Genomic DNA, 22,723 nt, shown 5'->3' with positions numbered 1-22,723 from the left:
GAGGCCCCACCACCGTGGCCTTCGCACTGCGTAAGCGCGGCCCAAAGGCATTCGAGCGGGCCGCCGACGGCTCGATGACGCTCATCGAGCACGTCCGCGAGCTGCGTGACCGACTGTTCCGCGCCTCGCTGGCGATCGTCGCCGGCCTGATCCTCGGCTTCTTCCTGGCCCAGCCGGCGTTCAACCTGTTGAAGGAGCCGTACTGCAGCCTTCCGGACGCGCGGGACGCGTTCGGTAACTGTCAGCAGTTCCTTCAGCTGTCACCGGCGGACGGCTTCATCCTGAAGCTGAAGCTGGCGCTCTGGATCGGCTTGATCGCCGGCTCGCCGGTCTGGCTCTACCAGCTCTGGGCGTTCATCGCTCCCGGCCTGCACCGGCACGAGCGTAAGTGGGCGTACGTCTTCGTCGCGATCGCGGCCCCGCTGTTCGCCGGTGGTGCCCTGCTGGCGTACCTCGTCGTGGACAAGGGCCTCGCGTTCCTGTTGGAGGCGGGCGTAACGGGCCTCTCCACCCAGTTGGAGGTCACCCGCTACATCTCGTTCGTCACGAACATGATCCTGCTGTTCGGGGTGGCGTTCGAGTTTCCCCTCATCCTGCTGATGCTCAACTTCACCGGGGTGGCCAGTGCCCGCCGGTTGCTGAGCTGGTGGCGGGCGGTGATCTTCATCTGCTTCGCCTTCGCTGCCATCGCTACCCCTGATCCGGGTCCGTTCGGCATGACGCTGCTGGCGCTGTCGCTGTCGCTGCTGTACTTCGTGGCGGTGGGCATCGCGTTCCTCAACGACAAGCGGCGTGGGCGCGGCAAGGAGGTCTACGCCGGCCTCGACGACGACGAGGTGTCGCCGTTGGAGTTCGACGCGGATCCGGTCGTGGCCGGGCAGCGGGTGGACGCGACCGCACCGATCGGCGCCCCCGAGCCGATCGCCAAGCCGGCGCCGATCGAGCGTCGCTACGACGACATGACCTGACGGCCGCGCGCCGACTGGTTCCGCTGACGCCGTCCCCGCCTGCCGGGGGCGGCGTCGCCGTGTCAGCCCGCCACCGCCCACCGCCACGACCGGCGGGCGGGCGGTACGGTGCTGCCCGTGACCGCAGACGATCACCAGCCCGGCGCGCTCGCCGGTGGCCCCGTCGCCGTGCTGGCGAACCCGACGGCCGGACGGGGACGGCACCGCGCGCTGCTGCCCCGCCTGCTGGACGGGCTGGCCGCCGCCGGCCGACAGGTGCGGCTCCTGTCGGCGTCGGGGCCGGGCGAGGCGGAGGCGGCGTGTCGTGTCGCGATCGCCGAGGGGGCCGGCGCGCTTGTCACGATCGGTGGGGACGGCACTGTGCACCAGGCGTTGCAGGCGGTCGCCGGCACCGGCGTGCCGTTCGGCCCGGTGCCGGCGGGCACCGGCAACGACTTCGCCGTCGACACCGGGTTCCCGGCCGACCCTCTCGCGGCGGTGGCGGTGATGGTCGACGCGCTGCGCTCCGGGCGGACCCACGCCGTCGACCTGGCCCGGATGGTCGACGGCGAGGGCACCGAACGCTGGTTCGGGGCGGTCCTCGCGGCGGGATTCGACGCGATCGTCAACGAGCGGGCCAACCGGATGCGGTGGCCGCGCGGCCCTCGCCGGTATGACCTGGCGATACTTGTCGAGTTGGCCCGGCTGCGACCCCGCCGGTACACGCTGCGCCTCGACGGGGTGCCGCACGAGGTGGACGCGGTTCTCGTGGCAGTGGGCAACTGCCCGACGTACGGCGGTGGGATGCGGATCTGCCCGGACGCCGACCCGACCGACGGGCTGCTCGACGTGGTGGTGGCCGGCCGGGCCGACCGGCTGACCCTGATCCGGGTCAAGCCGCGCATCTACCAGGGCACCCACGTCCACCACCCGCTGGTGACCAGCTACCGGGCCCGCACCGTGGAGTTGGCGGCCGAGGGCATCGTTGGGTACGCCGACGGGGAGCGGTCGCTGGCCCTGCCGGTGACGATCAGTGCGGTGCCGGGCGCGGTGCGGCTGCTGCGCTGACCCGTACCGCACCGATGCTCGCCGCGATGACAAGCACGATGGCGGCGCACTCCAGCAGCGTCAGCGCCTGCCGCAACACCAGCCAGCCGGCGAGCGTGGCGATCGCCGGGCCGAGGCTCATCAGCACCGCGAAGGTGGCGGTGGGCATCCGGCGCAGCGCCAGCAACTCCAAGGTGTAGGGCAGCCCGGAGGCGAGCACCGCGAGGGCCGTGCCGAGCGCCAGCACCGCCGGATCGAGCAGCGCGGCACCGCCGTCGACGATCCCGAGGGGGAGGGTGACAAGCGCGGCGAGGGTCAGTGCCAGCGCCAGGCCGTCCGCGCCCGGGAACCGGCCGCCGACCCGGGCGCTGAGCACGATGTACGCGGCCCACATGGCTCCCGAGCCGAACGCGAAGGCCACGCCGACGGGGTCGAGCCGGTCGAAGCCGCCCTGCCCGAGCAGCGCCACCCCGGCCAGCGCCAGGCCCGCCCAGCACCAACTGGCCAGCCGGCGGGCGCTGAACACCGACAGCGCCAGGGGGCCGAGCACCTCCAGGGTCACCGCCGGGCCGAGCGGGATCCGTTCGATGGCCTGGTAGAACAGCGAGTTCATGCCGGCCAACGCCAGCCCGAAGCCGCCCACCGCGAGCCACGCCGACCTGTCGTGCCCGCGCAGTCGGGGGCGGCACACGACGAGCAGCAGAACGGCCGAGATCGCCAGCCGGAGGGTCACCGCGCCGGCCACCCCGGTGCGTGGGAAGAGCAGCGCGGCCACGGCGGAGCCGAACTGCACCGACAGCGCCCCGCCGAGCACCAGGCCCACGGCGACGACGCCGCCGCGCCGCTCGGGCGGTGCGTTGCCCGCGTGTGGGGCGGGCAGCAGGGTCTCCGTCACGGCATGACGCTAGGCGATCGGCGGCTGCCGCTCTCAGGCGGCTTCCGATGCCTGTCGTTCGCACCGACACGGCAGTAGTGGTCGCCAACGCGGTGCTACCGGCGTACCGTCGCGGGTATGACCAGCGCGATGCGGAAGCTGTCGATCTCCGTACCACCCGACGTGGCGGAACGCCTGGAGCGCGAGGCCAACGCCAGCGCCTACATCACCCGGGCCGTCCGTGACCGGATGCGTCTGGACGCCCTCGACGCCGAGTTGGCCCATCAGGGCATCGAGATCACCGAGCAGGGCGTGGCCGAGGCACGTGCCCGTCGTGCCGCGGTTGAGGCCGAGTGGTCGCCGGAGCGCCGCAGCGCCCTTCGGGAGCGGGCACGTCAGCACGCGCTGGACGCCGCGGGCACGCTCGACCAGCCGGCCGCGTGACGCACGAGGACGACCGGCCCGTTCGGCTCGTGCTGGACCGGTCGGCGTTGCTGGCGTACCTGGCGGGGTCGGTGCATGTCGGGGAGCCGCTGCACGAGGTCATCCAGGACCGCAACAGGTTCGGCGTCACCGCTGTGACAGCGGCGGAGGCCATGGCGATCGTCAGCGACCCGAAAGACCGGGCGACCCTGCACCGGCTGCTGACCCTTGACGCCTGCGAGATGATCTCCACGGCGGGGCATTCCTGGCACGAGCTCAGCTTCTGGCGGACGGTGACGGGCCGCGCCGACCTGGCGACCACGGTGCTCGCCGTGCTCGACCACGACGCCTCGATCCTGACCGGCGAGGACCGCTACGGCGACGGTGACCTGCCGGTGATCCGCATCCCGGACTGACCGGGGGCGAATCGGTTCAGGCCGGCAGGGCCAGGTCCAGCACCGCGCCCAGCCCGTTCTCCCGGCCCGGGTCGGCGGCCGGCAGGACCAGCACCGCGCAGCCGGCGGCCACCGCGCCCGCGTCCGCAGGCGTGTCGCCGACCATGAGTGTCTGCTCCGGGTCGACGCCGAGCATCCCGCAGGCCCGCCAGAAGATCGCCGGGTCGGGCTTGCAGCGACCCACCTCGTACGACAGCACGAACGCGTCGACGAGGTCGGTAAGCCCCCAGGTGTCGAAGTGTGGCCGCAGGTCGAACCCGATGTTGCTGACCACCGCCACCCGCACGCCGGCGTCGCGCAGCGCGGCGAGCGTGGGGGCGGTGTCCGGGTAGGGCAGCCAGCCCTCGGCGGTCAGCAGCCGCTCGTAGAGCGCGTCGGCGAAGCCCTCGATGCCGGCGTCCACCGTCTCGGCCAGCCCCGTGTACGCGGCCCGGTGGGCGTGCGCGTAGAGATCCCGATCGGCCCACAACTCGGCCAGCCGGGGTGGCACCCGTGCCGGCAGCGGCCCGCCGGCCCGTCCGGCGGTCAGGAGTCGGTCGGCGAGCGAGGTGGCGCGAACCCGGTCCAGAGTGACCCCGCACGCTGCCGCGGCCTCCAGCACCCATTGCCGGGGCTCCTCCACCTGGGCCAGAGTGCCGTGGAAGTCGAAGAGCACCGCCTTGACGGGCCGTCGGGACGCCCGGGGGGCAGCGGCGTCCTCGACACTGCCCGGCGGACTGGTCTGGGGCGATTCGGCGTGGTCCGGCACGTCGTGCACCCTACCGACCGCCGCCGACGACCCCTCCGGACGGCCTTGTCGGGTGTCGTGTGCCGGCACGCACTAATCTTGGTGCCATGTCGAGCCCCGCCGAGCGGTACGCAGCGGCGCGCCGCCGGGCCGCGCAGGCCTCACAGTTCCCGGCGCTGGACGAGTTCGCCCTTGACCTGGGGTTCGACCTCGACGACTTCCAGCGGGAGGCGTGTCAGTCCCTCGAACGGGGCAGCGGGGTGCTTGTCTGCGCCCCGACCGGCGCCGGCAAGACGGTGGTCGGGGAGTTCGCCGTACACCTGGCGTTGCGGGGTCGGCCCGACGACCCGGCGGCGGCCGACGACGCGTCGACGCCACCGACGCGGCGCAAGTGCTTCTACACGACGCCGATCAAGGCCCTGTCCAACCAGAAGTACCACGACCTGGTCGCCCGGTACGGCGCCGAGCAGGTCGGCCTGCTCACCGGCGACAACGCGATAAACGGCGACGCGCCGGTGGTGGTGATGACCACCGAGGTGCTGCGCAACATGCTCTACGCGGGCTCCAGCACCCTCAAGGGGCTGGCGTACGTGGTGATGGACGAGGTGCACTACCTCGCCGACCGCTTCCGTGGCGGGGTGTGGGAAGAGGTGATCATCCACCTGCCCGCCTCGGTGACACTGGTGTCGCTGTCGGCCACGGTGTCCAACGCCGAGGAGTTCGCCGACTGGCTTGTCACCGTGCGCGGCGAGACCGCTGTGGTGGTCAGCGAGCACCGGCCGGTGCCGCTGTGGCAGCACATGCTCGTCGGCAAGCGGATGTTCGACCTGTTCCACGACGCCGACGCCGCCCGCAAGCACGACGTGCACCCGGAGTTGCTGCGCTACACCCGCGACACGGTGCGCCGCCTGGAGTTGGGGGAGGGGCGCAGCGCGGGGCCGGGCGCCGGCCGCCGTGGCCCGCGCTGGCGTGGCCCGATGCGTCCCGACATCGTCGACAGGCTGGACCGCGAGGGTCTGCTGCCGGCGATCCTGTTCATCTTCAGCCGGGCCGGCTGCGCCGCCGCCGTGCAGCAGTGCCTGGCCGCCGGGCTGCGGCTCACCTCGCCCGACGAACGGGCCGAGATCCGCCGGGTGGTCGAGTCGCGGGTCACCGCCATCCCGGGCGAGGACCTGACGGTGCTTGGCTACTGGGAGTGGCTCGACGGGTTGGAGCGCGGCCTCGCGGCCCACCACGCCGGGATGCTGCCGGTGTTCAAGGAGATCGTCGAGGAGCTGTTCGTCCGTGGCCTGGTCAAGGCGGTCTTCGCCACCGAGACCCTCGCCCTGGGCATCAACATGCCGGCCCGCTGCGTGGTCCTGGAACGGCTCGTCAAGTACAACGGCGAGGCGCACGTCGACCTGACCCCGGGGGAGTACACGCAGCTCACCGGCCGCGCCGGTCGGCGGGGCATCGACGTCGAGGGGCACGCCGTGGTGGTGTGGTCCCCGGAGACCGACCCGCGCCACGTGGCCGGGCTCGCCTCCACCCGCACCTATCCGCTGCGGTCCAGCTTCCGGCCGTCGTACAACATGGCGGTGAACCTGGTCGGCACGGTCGGCGCGGAGCCGGCCCGCGCGCTGCTGGAGTCGTCGTTCGCCCAGTTCCAGGCGGACCGGTCGGTGGTCGGCCTGGCCCGGCAGGTGCAGCGCAACACCGAGACCATCGAGGCGTACGGCGCGGAGGCCGCCTGCCACCACGGCGACTTCGACGAGTACTTCGCGCTGCGGGTGGCGATCGCCGACCGGGAGAAGGCCATCGCCCGGCAGGGCCAGACCCAGCGCAAGGCCGCCGCCGTGGCCTCGTTGGAGCGGCTGCGGGTCGGCGACGTGATCCGGGTGCCGTCGGGTCGGCGAGCCGGGCTGGCCGTGGTGCTGGACCCGGCGACCGGCGGGTTCGGCGAGCCGCGCCCGCTGGTGCTCACCCAGGACCGCTGGGCGGGGCGGGTCAGTCCCGGCGACTTCACCACACCGGCCGAGGTGCTGGCCCGCATCCGGGTGCCCAAGCACTTCAACCACCGCTCGCCGGGGGCCAGGCGCGATCTCGCCGCCGAGGTCAGTGGCACCGGCCTGGACCGGCACGGCGGTCGGCGCGGTGGCCGGTCCCGGCAGGCGTCGGGCGAGGACCACCAGCTCACCCAGCTCCGCACCGAACTGCGTCACCATCCCTGCCACGCCTGCCCGGAACGGGAGGAGCACGCCCGCTGGGCGGAGCGCCGCCGACGCCTGGAACGGGATACCGAGGAGTTGCGTGAGCGGGTGTCCGGGCGTACGGGGTCGCTCGCGCGGACCTTCGACCGGATCGTGTCGTTGCTGACCGAGCGCGGCTACCTGGCCCGCGACGGTGCGGTCACCGACGCGGGTCGGATGCTCGGCCGGATCTGGACCGAGGCGGACCTGCTGGTGGCCGAGTGTCTGCGCCGGGGCGTGTGGAACGGGCTGTCGCCGGCCGAGTTGGCCGCCGCGGTGTCCGTTGTGGTCTTCGAGGCGCGCCGCGACGTCGACGAGCGGGCGTCGCTGCCGCGCGGCCCGGTGGCCGACGCGGTGGACGAGACGCTGAAGCTGTGGGGCGAGATCGAGGCCGACGAGGCGGCGCGCGGTCTGACCGCGACCCGGGAGCCGGATCTGGGCTTCGCCTGGCCTGTCTACCGCTGGGCGCGGGGTGAGGCGCTGGCCAAGGTGCTCGGCAGCGGGCACGAGATCGACGGTGAGATGCCGGCCGGCGACTTCGTCCGGTGGGCGCGGCAGGTCGTCGACCTGCTCGGTCAACTTGCCGACTCTGGCGGTGCGGCACCGGAGCTGCGCTCGACGGCCCGGCAGGCAATAGCGGCCATCAACCGGGGCGTACTCGCGTACCACACCTCAGCCTGACGATCGTTTTCGGTCAGGGCCGCCGGTGAATCGACGCATCGGACGGTCACCACAACAACACCCCCCGGATAGCCCGGGGGCACTGTTGCGCCTGCTCCCAGCACCCCTGATCATTGCCCGAGCGCCGCACATACGCGCGGGTAACGAGTGGGGAGCAGACCGCCATGGCGGAGATCAATCATTTTGAGTACGGGTGGATCACACCCGCGTTGAGTTACGCGCTGTCCGTCCTCGGTTCGATCCTCGGGCTCGTGTGCGCCGGCCGCATCCGTACGGCCCGCACCGGCGGCCAGCGCGCCTGGTGGGGGCTCCTGTCGGCCTGGGCCATCGGAGGCACCGCCATCTGGGCGATGCACTTCATGGCCATGCTCGGCTTCGCCGTCGCCGGTACCCGCATCCGGTACGACGTGCCGCTCACCGCCGCCAGCACCGCGATCGCCATCGTGGCGGTCGGCATCGGCCTGGCCATCGTCGGCACCGGCCGGCTGAACCCGGTGCGGCTGATCGCCGGCGGTGTCTTCACCGGCGCCGGTGTCGCGGCCATGCACTACACGGGCATGGCGGCGATGCACCTCAACGGCAGCCTCCGCTACGACACTGTCCGGGTGGTGCTCTCGGTGGTCATCGCTGTCGTCGCGTCCACAGTCGCGCTGTGGCTCGCCATGACCGTCCGGCGTGGCCTTGTCATCTTCGCCTCCGCCCTGGTCATGGGCATCGCCGTGAACGGGATGCACTTCACCGGCATGAGTGCCCTCTCGGTGCACCTGCACGAGGGGCAGGGCAGCGTGGCCGGCGCCGGGGTGAGCGCATTGCTGGTGCCGATCGTCCTGGCGGTGGTCTTCGGAGTGGTCGGGCTGCTCTACGCCCTGCTCGCCGCGCCGACCGACGACGACCGGGCCGCAACGGCGTACCTGCAGGCACGCCGGATTCCGGAGCAGCCGGCGGCGCCGGTGGCCGCGCCGGACCCGGTCGGGCTGCGCGCCCGCTCCACCCTCGGCCAGCCCGGCACCCCGTTTCCGTCGCGCCGGGACAACCCGCCCCGCTGACTCGACAGTCAGCTCACCAGGCCGGTCTCGCACGGGGACGAGCGGTCGCCGAACGGGCCGCCAAGGGCGCGTGCGCGCACCCCCGACGGCCCGTGGGCTGTCAGCCGTTGTTGTCGATCAGGCTGGCGATCTCGTTGTAGATGAGGTGTGCCTTCGCGCCCTGGTTGGACGGGCAGCCGCCGAGGTGGTGCAGGGCGATCACCCGGTGGCCGGCGTTGAGCACCGGCGAGCCCGAGTTGCCGCCGGAGGTGTCACAGCTGTAGCTGATGTTCCAGGTGTTGTAGTTGGCGTTCTTGACGGTGCACGTCGCGCCGCCCTGGGTGTCCTCGTAGATCGACAGTCGTTTCGGGCTGCCGTCGCCGTGGCCGGGGACGTACATCCGGGTGCCGGTGGTGGTGGCGCTCGTCGCCAGGTACAGGGTGCCGAAGCTCTGGATGCTTGCGAAGTTGTTCACCGAGTAGAGGGCGTAGTCCAACTGGTTGGAGCCGCCGCTGCTCACCTTGTAGAGGGTGGCGCCGCTGACCTTGGTGCCGGCGCCCGGGTTCGCGCCGCCGCAGGTGGCGCACTGGTAGTTGAACTGCATCTCGCTGCCGCTCACGGCGGCCTGGGTCGAGAAGCAGTGCTTGTTGGTAAGCATCCGGTTGGTGTTGCCGACGCGCCAGGTGGTGCACATCCCGCCGCCGCTGATCAGCAGGCGTGCCACCGCCCGGCCACGGGCGTACTCGGTGGGGTGGCTGCTCTGGTAGCAGACCGCGTCGCGGCGGGCGTCGGTGCTGCAGACCGACTGGGTGGAGAAGTTGCGCTGGGTGATCTCCGTGGGGTCGTAGCCGCGCCAGAACCTGTCGATCGTCGCCGCGGTGCCGCGCGAGGGGCCGCTGCTGTGCAGCGTCACCACTGCCGTGTCGCCGTCGACCGACATCGCCCAGAATCCCGGCTGCCCGTCGGTGGTGTAGGGCGATCCGCTCGACCGGCTCAGTTCCCTGTCGTACCGGTAGCTCTCCCGTCCGTCGGGGCTGGACACGGTGACGTAGTCGGCAGGGCCCAGGCGCAGCGCGCTGAAGTGCACCTTGATGTACGTCGCGCCGGGGTGCCGGATGACCTGCGTCCGGTCGTCGCGTGCGTCGGAGAGGGCGCCGGAGACGGTGCGGAGTTCGCCGACGGTGGTGACACCCTCGGCCGAGAACTGGCTCGACTCGGGTGCCCGCTCGGATCGTGGCGCGAGAGGCTGGACGGGCGCCTCGGCGGCGGCGGGCGACGGCAGCAGGGTGAACCCGAACGCGCAGGCGCCGAGCGCTACCGCGACGGTTCGCAGGCGGCGTAGAGCGTGTTTCATCGTTGCTCCTCCCCAGGAAACAGCACCCGATGGTGCTGAGGTCTTCCTACACGAGCCGACGCAAGACATGCAAGAGCGTCGATATATGGCGTCACTGTTCGGGTACGCGACGCCGGGGCGATCGGTGTTGAATGATCGCGAACGTTCACAGAGGAGATGGCGATGAACTTCCAGCGGCTCGGCCCGACCGGTCGGGAGATCCCGGTGGTCCAGCACGACGGCACGACCTACGACCTGCGGTCGCTCACGGCCGATCTGGACGGGGCGTTCTGGGCGTCGGAGGGGATCGCGCGTACTCGTGCCGCGCTCGGTCGCGGCGACCTGGCCGAGCTGCCCGACGCCGCCGCGCTGCGCGTGGGCGCGCCCGTCGCCCGGCCCAACAAGATCGTCTGCATCGGCCTCAACTACCGCGACCACGCGGCCGAGACCGGCGCGCCGCTCCCCGCCGAGCCCGTGGTGTTCATGAAGGACCCGATGACGATTGTCGGGCCGTTCGACGACGTCCACGTCCCGCGCGGCTCCACCCGCACCGACTGGGAGGTCGAACTCGCCGTCGTCGTCGGCACGACAATCCGGTACGCCGACTCGCCCGAGCAGGCTATGCGGCACGTCGCCGGGTACGCGCTGTCACACGACGTCTCCGAGCGCGAGTTCCAACTCGACAGGGGAGGCCAGTGGGACAAGGGCAAGAGCTGCGAGACGTTCAACCCGCTGGGGCCGAGCCTCGTGCCGGCCGACGAGGTCGACGACCCGCAGTCGCTCGCGCTGCGGCTGTGGGTCAACGGGGTTCTGCGCCAGGACGGGTCCACCAGCGACATGATCTTCCCGGTCGCGTACGTCGTCTGGTACCTCAGCCAGTTCATGGTCCTGTACCCCGGCGATGTGATCAACACGGGCACTCCGGCCGGGGTGGCGCTCGGCCTTCCGGATCACCCCTACCTGCGCCCCGGTGACGTGGTGGAGCTGGAGATCGCCGGCCTGGGCCGCGCCCGCCAGACGATGGTGGCGGCATGACCGAGGAGTTCGCCGGGCTGGCCGCGATCGTCACCGGCGGCGCGTCCGGCATCGGTCGCGCCACCGCCGTGCAACTGCTCGCCCGGGGTGCCCGGGTGGCGATCCTGGACCTCGAGGCGAGCGGCATGGACGAGGGCATCGCCTGCTACACCGCAGACGTGACCGACCGTGCGTCGGTCCAGGAGGCGGTGCGTGCGGCTGCCGCCGCGCTCGGTGGCATCGACGTGGTCGTCAACAACGCGGGGGTCGGCGCGACAGGCACGGTGGCCGACAACACCGACGACGAGTGGCACCTGGTGCTCGACGTCAACGTGGTCGGCATGGCCCGGGTGGTCAGCGCCGCCCTGCCGTGGCTGCGCCGCTCGGAGCACGCGTCGGTCGTCAACACCTCGTCCATCGCCGCGCTTAATGGCCTGCCCAACCGGGCGCTCTATTCGGCCAGCAAGGGCGCCGTGCTGTCGCTGACCCTCGCCATGGCCACCGACCACGTCCGCGAGGGCATCCGGGTCAACTGCGTGTGCCCCGGAACGGCCGACACACCGTGGGTCGGTCGCCTGCTGGCGCAGGCCGACGATCCGGCCGCCGAGCGCGTGGCGTTGCAGGCACGCCAACCCATCGGACGACTTGTGACACCCGAGGAGGTCGCGAACGCGATCCTCTACCTGGCGTCGCCCCGATCGGGATCCACCACCGGCACGGTGCTGGATGTCGACGGCGGTGTCACCCACCTGCGCGTCCGACCATGACGGCGACACCCCGCCCCGTGCTGCCGGTGCCGGTGGCGCAGAATGGCCTGACAGGTGGAGGTGGCCCGTGCGGATCGCGCTGTTCGTGACCTGCCTGGCCGACACCATGTTCCCGCAGGCGGCCATCGCGACCGTGCGGTTGTTGGAGCGGCTCGGGCACGAGGTCGTCTTTCCGCCGGGTCAGACCTGCTGCGGGCAGATGCACGTCAACACCGGCTACCAGCGCGACGCGGTGCCGTTGGTGCGCAGGCACGTGGACGTCTTCGACAGCTACGACGTGATCGTCGCGCCGTCGGGATCCTGCGTCGGGTCGGTGCGGCACCAGCACGCGATGGTGGCCCGGCGGGCGGGTGACGAACGGCTCGCCGGGCGAGCCGAGTCGGTGGCGGGGCGGACGTTCGAGCTGTCCGAGTTGCTTGTCGACGTGCTCGGGGTGACCGACGTGGGCGCGTACTACCCGCACCGGGTCACGTACCACCCGACGTGCCACTCGTCGCGGATGCTGCGCGTGGGGGACCGGCCGCGACAACTGTTGAGCGCGGTGCGCGGCCTCACCTTGGTCGAGTTGCCGGCCGCCGACCAGTGCTGCGGGTTCGGCGGCACCTTCGCGGTGAAGAACGCGGAGACCTCCACGGCGATGTTGGCCGACAAGATGCGTCACGTCATCTCCACCGGTGCCGACGTGTGCGCCGCAAGCGACGCCTCCTGCCTGCTGCACATCGGCGGCGGGTTGTCGCGGCTGCGGACCGGGGTCGGCACGGTGCACCTCGCCGAGATCCTGGCCTCCACCGAGCAGCACGCGGCACCCGGCGCCGCCAACGGGCCGGCGGTGCGGCCATGACGCGCCGCACGTTCCTCGGCATGCCGGCGACCGCACCGCCGGGTGTGGGCCACCTGCGCGGCACGGAGTCGTTTCCGGCCGCCGCGCGGCGCAGCCTGGCCGACCCGCAGTTGCGGCGCAACCTGCGGCACGCGACGACGACGATCCGGGCGAAGTCCGGCGCGGTCATCGCCGAGCTGCCCGACTGGGAGCAGCTACGGGCGGCGGGCGCGGCGATCAAGGCCGACACCCTGGCCCGCCTGCCCGAGCTGCTGGAGCAGCTCGAAGCGCGGGTCACCGAGGCCGGCGGCGTCGTGCACTGGGCGGCGGACGCGGTGGAGGCCAACCGCATCGTCACCGACCTCGTCCAGGCGACGGGCGCGGACCGGGTCATCAAGGTCAAGTCCATGGCGACCCAGGAGATCGGCCTCAACGAGGCCCTCGTCGCCGGCGGTATCACCCCTGTCGAGACCGACCTCGCGGAGCTGATCGTGCAGCTCGGCGACGACCGGCCCAGCCACATCCTGGTCCCCGCGATCCACCGCAACCGGGCGGAGATCCGCGAGATCTTCCTGCGCGAGATGCCAGGCGTCGACCCGACGCTCACCGACGACCCGGCGGCCCTCGCCGCCGCCGCGCGCCGCTTCCTGCGACAGACCTTCCTGAGTACGCCGGTGGCGGTGTCCGGCGGGAACTTCGCCGTTGCCGAGACCGGCACGCTCGCCGTCGTCGAATCCGAGGGCAACGGCCGGATGTGCCTCACCCTGCCGCAGACGCTGATCACCGTGCTGGGTGTCGAGAAGGTGGTGCCGACCTGGCGGGATCTGGAGGTGTTCCTCCAGCTGCTGCCGAGGGCGTCGACGGGGGAGCGGATGAACCCGTACACGTCGATGTGGACAGGCGTCACCCCCGGCGACGGGCCGCAGGCGTTCCACCTCGTGCTGTTGGACAACGGGCGCAGCGCGGTGCTCGCGGACGAGGTCGGCCGGCAGGCGCTGCGGTGCATCCGCTGCTCGGCCTGCCTCAACGTCTGCCCCGTGTACGAGCGCGCGGGCGGGCACGCGTACGGGTCGGTGTATCCGGGGCCGATCGGGGCGGTGCTGTCACCGCAGCTCACCGGCATCGAGGACAACGCCTCACTGCCGTACGCCTCGACGCTGTGCGGCGCGTGCTACGACGCCTGCCCCGTGAAAATCAACATTCCGGAGTTGCTCGTGCACCTGCGGGCCGAGGCCGTCGAGTCGCATCGCCGGCCCACCGCCGAGTCGATGGCGATGGCCGCCGCCGCGTACGCCATGGACCACCCCCGGCTGTACGCGGCCGGGCAGCGCGCCGCCCGCCTGAGTCGGTTCGCCGGCCGGCGCGGACGAGGCCTGCCGCCGCCGCTGAACGGCTGGACCAGCAGCCGGGACCTGCCGGACCCACCGGCGCAGACGTTCCGCGACTGGTGGGCGGAGCGGTGACCTCGCGCGACGTCGTCCTCGGCCGGCTGCGGGCCGCGCTCGCCACCGGCGGTGCCGTGCCGGTGGAGGTGCCCCGCGACTACCAGCACACCGGCACCCTCGACCTCGACCAGTTGGTGGAGCGGCTGACCGACTACCGGGCACACGTGCACCGGGTCGCCGAAGCGGCAGTCGCCGACACGATCGCCGGCATCCTGCCCGTGGGCGCCACAATCGTCGTACCCCCGGGTCTGCCATCGGCGTGGCTGCCGCCGACGGTGACCGCGCTGCCCGACGACGGCCTCGACAACGCGCGGATCGGCGCCGCGGACGCCGTCGTCACCGCCGCCGCGGTCGCCATCGCCCAGACCGGCACTGTCGTCCTGGACGGCTCGCCCGACCAGGGCCGCCGGGTGCTCAGCCTCCTGCCGGACCGGCACATCTGCGTGGTCCGCGCCGGTCAGGTCGTGGCCACCGTGCCCGAGGCGCTCGCCCGACTGACGCCACACCGCCCACTGACCTGGATCAGCGGCCCGTCGGCAACCAGCGACATCGAGCTCATCCGGGTGGAGGGGGTGCACGGCCCGCGCCACCTGCACGTCGTCCTGCTGCCCTGACGCGTCCGTCGGGGCCGCGTCAACGACTGGTGGGCCTGCCGTCGACGATGAGGGTGGTCAGCAGCGCTGGGTGGTCTGTCGCGCCGTCCATGACCACCGACCTGGTGCCGGCCAGTGTGATGTCGCCACTGGCCAGGACGTGTTGCAGCGCGCCGTCGTCGACCCGCAGAAAGCCCGGCGGTGTGCAGGCCCGCACGTCCGGGTCGCCGTCCTCGCGGAGGTTGAGGTCGCCGGCCAACACTGTGGGCGCGTAGCCGGTGCTGCCTCGGAGGGCTGGCAGGATCTCGTCGAACAGGTGGTCGCACTGGGCGAGCGCGACGGTGCGACTGGTGGCCGCCAGATGGGTGGTGCAGGCGTGCAGCGCACCGGCGACGTCGAGGCAGAGCCAGGCCCGCTCCTCGGGGTCCGCGACGTCCTGCGCCGGGTGGATTCCCTTGTGCACGGTGTGGGGGGTGTCCGGCGTCGGCAGGCGTGCCAGCAACCCGATGCCGTACGACTGGCCGTTGCGGCACCAGGTGTCGGCGCCGCTGGGGCGGTCGCCGGCCGCCTGGAAGGCGGACACGACGGTTCCTCCGGTGTACGCCTTGGCGAGGGCGCGTCGCAGGGCGGGTACGTCGTCCCGGCAGATCTCGTTGAGGGTGACCAGGTCGGGCCGCTCGGCGGCGATCACCTCGGCGGCCCTGGTCACCGATCGGCCGGTGTAGCAGCCGGCGCGACCGCTGTTGCACAGGTTCATCTGGAGCATCCGCAGGATGGTGGGCGCGGGGGCGTCGACAGTAGGCGATCGGGCCGCTGGCGATCCGGCGACCGGCGATCCGGCGACCGGCGATCCGGCGACCGGCGATCGGGCGGCTGGCGCACCGGTGGCCGGCCATCCGGTGACCGACGATCCGGCAGGCATCGCGACGGCGACGACCAGGCAGCCGACGGTGAGGGCGCGGCGGAGACGTCGGTAGGAGGGATCGGCCACAACCCCGGCGCGGAGCCGGCCGAGCCCGCGCGGGTGCCACCGGGATCGGGTGCTGTCGGCGCCCGGCTGCTCGGGCATGCGGGCTCCGGGTGGGGGAGGCGACGGCCTTCGGCGAGGTGCCCCTGATCCTACTGCGGGTCGACCGATCGAGCGGTCGCGAAGACGCGGGCCGGGTGCGGGAGGTCAGCCCCACACCCGGCCCGCGTCGGCTCAGCGGTGCGGCCTCGGCGTGCTGCGGGGCAGCACGTACGGAGGCCCGGCGAAGATCAGGTCGGACTTGATCTCCTGGTAGGCCCGCTTGGGTTGGTAGTTCTCGTCGTAGATGGTGGCCATGCCCTCCGGCGGGTCACTGAACCACTCCGGCACCCACGAGTATTTGTCGCTGAAACCCCACACCGTGTATGACAGGCAGGTCCGGACGGCGAGGCACGCCTTCATCAGCACGCTGAAGTTGGCGGCCGACGCCTGCAACCGGGGGTTGATCTCGGCTGCGTTGCCGGCCCGGACGGCCTCGGTCATCTCGCTGCGCACGTCGACCTCGGTGAACGCGGTGGCCAGACCGAGCCCGGCGAACCGCTTCAGCGCGGCCGTCACCTGGAGGGTGTCGAAGTTGCCGTACTGGGTGCCCAGGTGGCCCTGTGAGCCGACGCCGTCGATCGGGACGCCCTTGGCCCGCAGCCCCTTGGCCATGTCGTAGACGAACTGCGTCTTGTCGTCGGCGGGGTTGCCGGAGCCGAACGCCTCGATGTTGTAGTCGTTGTAGAACAGCAGCGCCTTGGGGTCGGCGGCACGGGCCCAGCGGAACGCGTCGGCGATGTAGTCGGGGCCGAGGTTCTGTGCCCAGAAGCCCTTGTAGTGCAGTGTCGACGGGGTGTCCCACGGGTCGCTGACGGCCTCGTTGACGACGTCCCACTGCCAGATCTTGCCCTTGTAGCGGCTGACGACAGTGGTGATGTGCTTGCGCAGCAGGTCACGCAGCTGCTGCTTGCTGATGCTGCCGTCGGCGACGCCGCTTGTCAGCCAGGCGGGCAGTTGGTTGTGCCAGACCAGCACGTGCCCCCGGACGCTCTGCCTGTTGCGCTTGGCGAACTCGACGAGCTGGTCGGCGGCGGCCCAGTCGTAGGTGCCCCGGGTCGGCTCCAGGCTCTCCCATTTCATGGCGTTCTCGGCGGTGACCGAGGAGAACTCGGTGGCCGCCAACCGGCGGTACTGCGGGTCGGTGGCGTCGTTGAGGGCCATGGCGTTCACGGCGGTGCCGATGTGCAGGCCGTGGCGCTGGCCGAGTGCGCCGAGGGTCTGCGCGGTCGGGTCGTACGGTCGGCTCGCGGTGGCGGGCACCGCGTTCAGCGCCGCAGCGGTCGCGACGGCGACGGCGCCGGCGCTGATCCACCGTCTTGGCTTCATCTGCCTTCCTCTCGATATTGATCGGCAAATGTCGATCTTTGAAGGGAGGGTGCGGCCCCGGTGTCTGGTGAGCGGTGAGTGGAGTCGGCGCCGGGTGCCGGGGTGTGGACAGGTCAGGGTGGCGCCTGTGGTCCCGCGGAGGGAACCGGAAATCTGCTCGAAACGTTAAGCCTGTCGATGGGCCGCGTCAACACTGAAAACTTCCGGAAATCAGCCGGGTGAGCTGCAACGCCACGAACATCCGATGACTGAAAGTTTCGACGGCCCAGCCACGTGCACAAACGACGGTGCCACGGTCGATCCCTCGACCGTGGCACCGTCGGTGCAGCGTGGACTAGCGCAGGCGGGCCTCGATGGCCTCGATGATGCGCGGACGCAGTTCGGCGGCGCGGATGACGGCGTCCACCGAGCCCACCTCCACGGCGCGTTGGATGTTGTGCACCCGGTCGAACTCCGTTGCCACCTCGCCGAGCTTTTCCGCGCGCACCGACGACCGCAACTCGTCCAACTCGGCGGTCAACGCGGCGCGCTCGGTGCCGGACGCGGCGGCGACGCGACCCTGGAGGGCGCGTACCCGCTCGTCGGCGGCCGTACGGGCGTTGACGTCGGCGGAGAACACCACAGCCGCGGCGGGAGCGCCGCCGAGCACCGAGGCGAACGACCCCTCCAACGCCAGCACCGTCATGCTCGGGTTCAGCGCCTTGGAGAACACCACGAACGCGCCACCGTGGTAACGCGAGATCACACAGAAGACGATCGGGCCGTCGAAGTTGACGATCGCCCGGCCGATCTCGGCGCCGTACTCCAGCTGGAGCTTGCGCATCGACTCCGGTGAGCCGTCGAAGCCGGACAGGTTCGCCAGCACGACAAGGGGTCGGTTGCCGCTGGCCGCGTTGATGGCCCGCGCGGCCTTCTTCGACGAGCGCGGGAACAGGGTGCCCGCCGTGTAGGTGTCCGGGCCGTCGGTGGGCGGGAACCCACGCCGGGGCACCGACCGGGACTCGATGCCGAGCAGGCACACCGGGATGCCGCCGAGGTGGACGTCCTGCACCACAGCCGTGTCCGCGTCAGCCATGCCCGCCCACCGCTCCAGCACCGGGTGGTCCTGGTCGGCGAGCGCCCGCATCACCGTCCGGATGTCGAACGGCTTCTTGCGGTCCGGGTTGGACTCGACCGAGAAGATCTCACCGACCGTACGGAACGGGCTGCTCGCGACGTCGTGCGGGAAGTCGGAGACGTCCCGGTCCACCGGGTCGGTGGTCGTCGCCCGCCGGGGTGAGGTCTCGCCGGGCACGACGTACGTGTGGTCGTAGTGGGCCATCAGCACGTCCCGCGCGGCTGTCAGGTTCGGCGCCCAGTACTGCGCCTGCCCGTTCGGCCCCATCACCCGGTCGTAGCCGCCGATGCCGAAGTTGTCCTCCGCGGACACGCCACCGGAGAAGTCGAGTGACTGCTTGCCGGTGAGCACCATCGCCGAGTCCGGCGTCATCACCAGGACGCCCTTTGTGTGCATGAGCATCGTGGCCTCGGCGTTCCAGTACGGCTGCGCACCGACGTTGATGCCCGCCACCACGATGTTGATCTCGCCGCCGGCCTGGGTGAACTCGACGATCCGCTTGAGCGCCGCGGCCACCCAGTCCATGTTCTCGGTGCCCGAGGTCATCGAGATCCGCGCACCCGCCGACAGCGCCCACCACTCCAGCGGCACCCGCATGGTCTCGGCCAGGTCCAGCGCGGCGATCACCCGCCGGCACTCCGGCTCCGACAGCGCGCCAAGCGACTTCGTCGGGTCACCCAGCAGCACGACCCGGGTGACGCCCTGCGGGTGCAGCGGAGCCGGCGTGGTGACGACACCGGCGACGATCGCGGCGCGGTTGCGCCCCTTCGGCCGGTCCACCGGCACCAGCACGTGGTCGTCGTCGAGGTCGTACTCGACGAAGTCACCGAGGCGGCCGGTCAGCTCGTACGGGTAGACGGTGTTGCGGCTGCTCGCCCGCAGCACCTTCAGCCGGTACTCGTCCAGCGGCTCGACGGGCTCGACAGGCGGCTCGCCGACTGTCAACTCGGCGCCACCCGCCGCGTCGAACGTGATCCGGACAGCGATCTTGGTCAGTTCGCCGGTGCGACGGTCACGCTGGCGGGCGATGAACAGGATCTCCTCCAGCCCGGCGCCCACTGTCGTCGGACGCACCCGCCCGGCGATCATCTCCATCTCCTGGCGGGTCAGCTCGCTCGGCGGCCAGACGTACACCACGATGCGGTTGGTGGTGAAGCGCGTCTTCGACGGTCGCAGCGTTTGTGCGCGGCGGATCGAGTCGAGACAGGCGGCGATGGTGTCCTCGGCAGTCGGCAGCGCCACCAGCCGGCCGTCCTGCTCGCGCAGCTCGGTCAGGTCCCGCACCTGCGCGAACGCGACGAGCCGCTCGTCGGACGGGTTCTCCCGAGCCACGCACTGGAAGAGGTAGACCTCCTCGTCGGACGACGGCAGCCGGGTCAGGTCGAACCGGTGCAGCCGCTCCAACTGCATCCGCTCCGCGATGTACGGGTGCAGGCCGCGGATCAGTCGATCCTCGGTCAGCTGGCCGTCTGACGGGCGGAAGGTGAAGTGGTGGTGCATCACCGCCCCGCCGCGACCCGCGACGGTGGTGGTGAGCCGGCGGACCCGCGGCGGCACCGGGTGCGCGGCGACGACCTCCAGCAGGGCGGCGGCCATCGCGTCGAAGTCCTCCGGCTGGTTCTCCCAGCCGAGGTAGATGTCGGCGTCGACGGCGCCCTCACCGCCGGCCAACTCGGCCAGCCCGCGCAGCGCGACGCCCAGCGCGTCGAAGCGCACCGCCGTGGAGACCACGCTCGAGTCGGCGCGCTCGGCGACCACAAACGAGCAGCCCTCGACCTCGTGGGTACGCACGCTGGTGAGCGCCCGGTTGCCGTAGTACCGCCGGGTCAGCACCTCCAGCATCACCGTGTTGTCGAGGTGGTCGCGGACGAGGCGCTGGCCGAGCAGCCGGACCAGCGGCTCGGTGCTGCGGACCATCTCCGCGACGCGCTCGGTGCGGTCGGGCGCGTCCGGATGCGCGTCCAGGTGCCGCAGGTGCCCACGGACCTGGGCGTAGACGCGGGCGCGGTTGCGGCGCAGCAGCGGCTGGGCGAACCAGGCGAACACCACGCCCCGAGCCAGGTCGGCGACGACGGGGAAACGGACCTGGGTGGCGGCCACCAGTCGCTCCAGCGCCAGGCCGGCCGGCTCCCGCAGCGCCTCGTCCGGCGGGGTCTCCCGCAGCCACGCGCGCAACAACGTCGCGATGACAGTGGCGTCGGCGGTGGCGCGCTGCTGGGCGAGGAAGATCCGGAAGACGGCTGCTTCGAGGTCGCCTGTGCGCTCCAGGTCGGTGACACCGTAGTGGCCGAGCGCCTTGGCGAGTCTGGCCTGGAAGGCGTCCGGCAGCCCGGCCCGTTCGACGTCGAGGCTCTGCAGGTAGGTGTGGAAGTACTCGCGGGCGCTGCGGACGTGGGCGCCGCCGTCGTCGCCGGTGGGCCGGTTGCGGCTCAACTCGGCCAGGTCGGCGAAGACCTCGATGAGGTCCAGTTCGGCGGCCAGCGGCCGGTGGCCCTCCTCGGTGGCCGTCCCCCGCACGGTGAGGTAGTCGTCGAGCACCCGACGGTCGTCGTGCGGGTCGACGTCGAATCCGAGCAGCAGGCCGCGCAGATCCTCCTGGCCGCGCCGGGCACGCTCGTACGCCGACACCTCGTCGTCGGCGGCCGGCAGGTCCAGCTCGACGGCGGCGGTGGCGCTCGGGTCGGCCACGCTGTCGCCGGCCTCGTCGCCGAGCGGCTCGAGCCGCAGCAGCGGCGCGCCCGACTCCACCTGGCTGCCCACGGAGACGGCGCACTCCTTGAGCCGCGCCCGGAACGGCGCCCTCAGCACCGTCTCCATCTTCATGGCCTCCAGCACCAGCACCGGCGCGCCGGCCTCGACCTCGGCGCCGACCTCCAGTGGTGTGGCGACGACAAGCGCCGGCATGGGGGAGCGGACGACGCCGCCCTCGTCGCGGCTGACCCGGTGCGTGACGCCGTCGACCTCGACGAGATGGGTCGGGCCGTGGGTGCCGGTGAGCAGGCGGTACCGGATGCCGTTGACGACGATCTGGCCGGTGTGCCTGTCGAAGCGGTCCAGCTCGACGTCGGCGGTGCGCACGGTGCCGCCCGCCTCGATGCCGACGCGGAACCGGTGCGCGCCGATGCGTGCCACCCGCAGGCGGTAGGTGACGCCGCGCAGCTTGAGGTCGAGCGGGCGGCCGCTTGTGTGCTGCACCTGGGGGCGTCCGCCGGAGGCCGTCGACAGCAGCCGCTGCCGCTCGACGTGCTCCTCCTCCTCGTACGACTCGATGGCGGCGGCGGCCAGTGCCACCGCGGAGTGCCGGTGGGTGACGAGCCGGCCCTCGCCCCGGACCCGGTCGATCCAGCCGGTGTCGGCGCTGGCGTCGATCACCTCGGGCTGGTCGAGCAGGTCGAGCACGAAGCTCTTGTTCGTCGCGCCGCCCTCGATGATCACCGTGGTGTCGGCCATGGCCCGGCGCAGCTTGCCGAGCGCCTCGTCACGGGTGCGGCCGAACGCGATGATCTTCGCGATCATCGAGTCGAAGTCGGCGGGGATGGTGTCGCCCTCGCTGACACCGGTGTCCACCCGGATGCCGGGGCCGCTGGGCAGGTCCAGCCGTGCGATCCGTCCGGGCGACGGCGCGAAGTCCCGATCCGGGTCCTCGGCGTTCAGCCGGGCCTCGATGGCGTGCCCGCGCTCGGCCGGCGGTTCGCCGTCGAGCCGACCGCCCGCAGCCACGTGCAGCTGGGCCTTGACCAGGTCGAACCCGGTGGTCAGCTCGGTGATCGGGTGCTCGACCTGCAGGCGGGTGTTGACCTCCAGGAAGGCGAACAGTCGATCGCCGGGGTGGTAGAGGAACTCGACGGTGGCCGCGCCGCGGTAGCCGACGGCGATGGCAAGCCGCTCGGCGGACGTCTTCAGCTCGGCTGCCTGCTCGGGGCTGAGCACAGGTGACGCCGACTCCTCGATGACCTTCTGGTTGCGCCGCTGCACCGAGCAGTCGCGTACGCCGAGCGCCCACGCGGTGCCCTGCCCGTCGGCGATCACCTGGACCTCGACGTGCCGGGCTCCGGTGACCAGACGCTCCAGGAACACGATGCCGCTGCCGAACGCCCGCGCCGCCTCCTGGCTGGTGCGCTCGTACGCGTCGACAAGTTCGGCCTCGTCACGGATCACGCGGATGCCGCGTCCACCGCCGCCGGCGGTCGCCTTCAGCATCAGCGGGTAGCCGACCTCGGCCGCCGAGGCGCGGGCGGCGTCCAGCGTCTCGACGGCGCCACGGCTCCACGGCGCGACAGGTACGCCGACCTCCTCGGCGATCAGCTTCGAGCCGATCTTGTCGCCGAGCTGGCGCATGGCGTCCGGGCTCGGGCCGACGAACGTGACGCCGATCTTCTCGCACAGCTCCGCGAACGCCGGGTCCTCGGCGACGAAACCCCAGCCGACCCATGCGGCGTCGGCCCCGGTCTCGACAAGGGCGCGCTCCAGCTTCGCCAGGTTGAGGTAGGGGCGTGCGGACGCCGGACCGAGGTCGTAGGCGATGTCCGCCTCGCGGACGAAGGTGGCGGTGCGATCGACGTCGGTGTAGAGGGCGACGGTCTCGATCCGGATGCCCGTCTCCGCGGCCAGCTCTCGGACCGCGTGGATGAGCCGCATGGCGGCTTCACCACGGTTGACGATGGCGACACGGTTGAACACCCGACGACCCCTTTGGTAGACCATGATGTGCAGGCCGCGAGACGACAGCTCCCGCTAGTGATCACTTTTCCGGCTGGGAGCGGCTAGCGCCATGGCGCAACCACCGAACCAATCGCCGCTCAATTGTAGGAACCCCACAAAACTTTTTGGCT

17 protein-coding genes are annotated in these 22,723 nt (G+C 71.8%); 11 read left to right on the top strand and 6 right to left on the bottom strand.

Annotated elements, in window-relative coordinates; translation table 11 throughout:
* Positions 1-14 precede the first annotated feature (14 nt).
* Both tatC and ACFY2Q_RS19980 read left to right on the top strand, forming a co-directional pair.
* Positions 15-968 carry a twin-arginine translocase subunit TatC gene (gene tatC, locus ACFY2Q_RS19985; protein WP_387132272.1) on the top strand — a complete coding sequence of 318 codons (954 nt, stop codon included), beginning with the start codon at positions 15-17 and terminating at the stop codon, positions 966-968.
* A 108-nt stretch (positions 969-1,076) separates the two neighbouring features.
* Complete coding sequence (locus ACFY2Q_RS19980) at positions 1,077-2,015, top strand: diacylglycerol kinase (protein WP_387132270.1); 939 nt, start codon at positions 1,077-1,079, stop codon at positions 2,013-2,015.
* Here the strand turns inward: ACFY2Q_RS19980 and ACFY2Q_RS19975 are convergent.
* Positions 1,978-2,889 carry a DMT family transporter gene (locus ACFY2Q_RS19975; protein WP_387132268.1) on the bottom strand — a complete coding sequence of 304 codons (912 nt, stop codon included), beginning with the start codon at positions 2,887-2,889 and terminating at the stop codon, positions 1,978-1,980. The two genes, ACFY2Q_RS19980 and ACFY2Q_RS19975, sit on opposite strands and share 38 nt — an antisense overlap.
* A gap of 117 nt (positions 2,890-3,006) precedes the next feature.
* Here ACFY2Q_RS19975 and ACFY2Q_RS19970 point away from each other — a divergent pair, with 117 nt between their 5' ends.
* Positions 3,007-3,312 (top strand): hypothetical protein, encoded by a 306-nt coding sequence (locus ACFY2Q_RS19970; RefSeq protein WP_387132266.1) that lies wholly within the window; start codon positions 3,007-3,009, stop codon positions 3,310-3,312.
* The gene (locus ACFY2Q_RS19965; protein ID WP_387132264.1) at positions 3,309-3,707 is read left to right on the top strand and encodes a hypothetical protein; all 399 of its coding nucleotides are present in this window, start codon (positions 3,309-3,311) and stop codon (positions 3,705-3,707) included. Before ACFY2Q_RS19970 ends, ACFY2Q_RS19965 begins: the two co-directional genes overlap by 4 nt.
* A gap of 16 nt (positions 3,708-3,723) precedes the next feature.
* On the opposite strand, the gene ACFY2Q_RS19960 is transcribed toward ACFY2Q_RS19965, so the two are convergent.
* Entirely contained in the window at positions 3,724-4,401 is a 678-nt protein-coding gene (locus tag ACFY2Q_RS19960; RefSeq protein WP_387132520.1) for an HAD family hydrolase, read from the bottom strand.
* A gap of 179 nt (positions 4,402-4,580) precedes the next feature.
* Here ACFY2Q_RS19960 and ACFY2Q_RS19955 point away from each other — a divergent pair, with 179 nt between their 5' ends.
* Both ACFY2Q_RS19955 and ACFY2Q_RS19950 read left to right on the top strand, forming a co-directional pair.
* Positions 4,581-7,382 (top strand): DEAD/DEAH box helicase, encoded by a 2,802-nt coding sequence (locus ACFY2Q_RS19955; protein ID WP_387132262.1) that lies wholly within the window; start codon positions 4,581-4,583, stop codon positions 7,380-7,382.
* A 164-nt stretch (positions 7,383-7,546) separates the two neighbouring features.
* The gene (locus tag ACFY2Q_RS19950) at positions 7,547-8,428 is read left to right on the top strand and encodes an MHYT domain-containing protein (RefSeq protein ID WP_387132260.1); all 882 of its coding nucleotides are present in this window, start codon (positions 7,547-7,549) and stop codon (positions 8,426-8,428) included.
* A 100-nt stretch (positions 8,429-8,528) separates the two neighbouring features.
* Here ACFY2Q_RS19950 and ACFY2Q_RS19945 read toward each other — a convergent pair whose 3' ends face one another.
* The gene (locus ACFY2Q_RS19945; protein WP_387132258.1) at positions 8,529-9,761 is read right to left on the bottom strand and encodes a trypsin-like serine peptidase; all 1,233 of its coding nucleotides are present in this window, start codon (positions 9,759-9,761) and stop codon (positions 8,529-8,531) included.
* Between the two features lie 162 nt (positions 9,762-9,923).
* On the opposite strand from ACFY2Q_RS19945, the gene ACFY2Q_RS19940 reads away from it, so the two are divergent.
* From ACFY2Q_RS19940 to ACFY2Q_RS19920, 5 genes are all read left to right on the top strand, one after another.
* Entirely contained in the window at positions 9,924-10,775 is an 852-nt protein-coding gene (locus tag ACFY2Q_RS19940) for a fumarylacetoacetate hydrolase family protein (RefSeq protein WP_387132256.1), read from the top strand.
* Entirely contained in the window at positions 10,772-11,521 is a 750-nt protein-coding gene (locus tag ACFY2Q_RS19935) for an SDR family NAD(P)-dependent oxidoreductase (RefSeq protein WP_387132254.1), read from the top strand. The genes ACFY2Q_RS19940 and ACFY2Q_RS19935 overlap by 4 nt, the downstream gene beginning before the upstream one ends.
* A 67-nt stretch (positions 11,522-11,588) precedes the next feature.
* Entirely contained in the window at positions 11,589-12,362 is a 774-nt protein-coding gene (locus ACFY2Q_RS19930) for a (Fe-S)-binding protein (protein WP_387132252.1), read from the top strand.
* Complete coding sequence (locus ACFY2Q_RS19925; RefSeq protein ID WP_387132250.1) at positions 12,359-13,804, top strand: LutB/LldF family L-lactate oxidation iron-sulfur protein; 1,446 nt, start codon at positions 12,359-12,361, stop codon at positions 13,802-13,804. The genes ACFY2Q_RS19930 and ACFY2Q_RS19925 overlap by 4 nt, the downstream gene beginning before the upstream one ends.
* Positions 13,801-14,400, top strand: coding sequence for a lactate utilization protein C (locus tag ACFY2Q_RS19920; RefSeq protein ID WP_387132248.1), 600 nt, complete (start codon positions 13,801-13,803; stop codon positions 14,398-14,400). The genes ACFY2Q_RS19925 and ACFY2Q_RS19920 overlap by 4 nt, the downstream gene beginning before the upstream one ends.
* Positions 14,401-14,419: 19 nt before the next feature.
* On the opposite strand, the gene ACFY2Q_RS19915 is transcribed toward ACFY2Q_RS19920, so the two are convergent.
* The 3 genes from ACFY2Q_RS19915 to ACFY2Q_RS19905 form a co-directional block, all read right to left on the bottom strand.
* Positions 14,420-15,448 (bottom strand): endonuclease/exonuclease/phosphatase family protein, encoded by a 1,029-nt coding sequence (locus tag ACFY2Q_RS19915; protein ID WP_387132245.1) that lies wholly within the window; start codon positions 15,446-15,448, stop codon positions 14,420-14,422.
* 132 nt (positions 15,449-15,580) lie between these two features.
* Positions 15,581-16,774 carry an endo-1,4-beta-xylanase gene (locus ACFY2Q_RS19910; protein WP_387132242.1) on the bottom strand — a complete coding sequence of 398 codons (1,194 nt, stop codon included), beginning with the start codon at positions 16,772-16,774 and terminating at the stop codon, positions 15,581-15,583.
* A 334-nt stretch (positions 16,775-17,108) separates the two neighbouring features.
* Complete coding sequence (locus ACFY2Q_RS19905; protein ID WP_387132239.1) at positions 17,109-22,571, bottom strand: carboxyl transferase domain-containing protein; 5,463 nt, start codon at positions 22,569-22,571, stop codon at positions 17,109-17,111.
* Positions 22,572-22,723: the final 152 nt, after the last annotated feature.

This window comes from Micromonospora sp. NPDC000316, from assembly GCF_042898885.1.
Taxonomy (GTDB): domain Bacteria; phylum Actinomycetota; class Actinomycetes; order Mycobacteriales; family Micromonosporaceae; genus Micromonospora.
The sequence above is the reverse complement of the archived record's forward strand: the minus strand, read 5'-3'. Positions and strand labels throughout refer to the sequence as shown.

Coding starts and splice junctions, on each gene's coding strand:
- ACFY2Q_RS19940 (WP_387132256.1), top strand. CDS start 9,924: ATGAACTTCCAGCGGCTCGGCCCGACCGGTCGGGAGATCCCGGTGGTC.
- ACFY2Q_RS19915 (WP_387132245.1), bottom strand. CDS start 15,448: ATGCCCGAGCAGCCGGGCGCCGACAGCACCCGATCCCGGTGGCACCCG.
- ACFY2Q_RS19925 (WP_387132250.1), top strand. CDS start 12,359: ATGACGCGCCGCACGTTCCTCGGCATGCCGGCGACCGCACCGCCGGGT.
- ACFY2Q_RS19945 (WP_387132258.1), bottom strand. CDS start 9,761: ATGAAACACGCTCTACGCCGCCTGCGAACCGTCGCGGTAGCGCTCGGC.
- ACFY2Q_RS19950 (WP_387132260.1), top strand. CDS start 7,547: ATGGCGGAGATCAATCATTTTGAGTACGGGTGGATCACACCCGCGTTG.
- ACFY2Q_RS19910 (WP_387132242.1), bottom strand. CDS start 16,774: ATGAAGCCAAGACGGTGGATCAGCGCCGGCGCCGTCGCCGTCGCGACC.
- ACFY2Q_RS19970 (WP_387132266.1), top strand. CDS start 3,007: ATGACCAGCGCGATGCGGAAGCTGTCGATCTCCGTACCACCCGACGTG.
- ACFY2Q_RS19935 (WP_387132254.1), top strand. CDS start 10,772: ATGACCGAGGAGTTCGCCGGGCTGGCCGCGATCGTCACCGGCGGCGCG.
- ACFY2Q_RS19955 (WP_387132262.1), top strand. CDS start 4,581: ATGTCGAGCCCCGCCGAGCGGTACGCAGCGGCGCGCCGCCGGGCCGCG.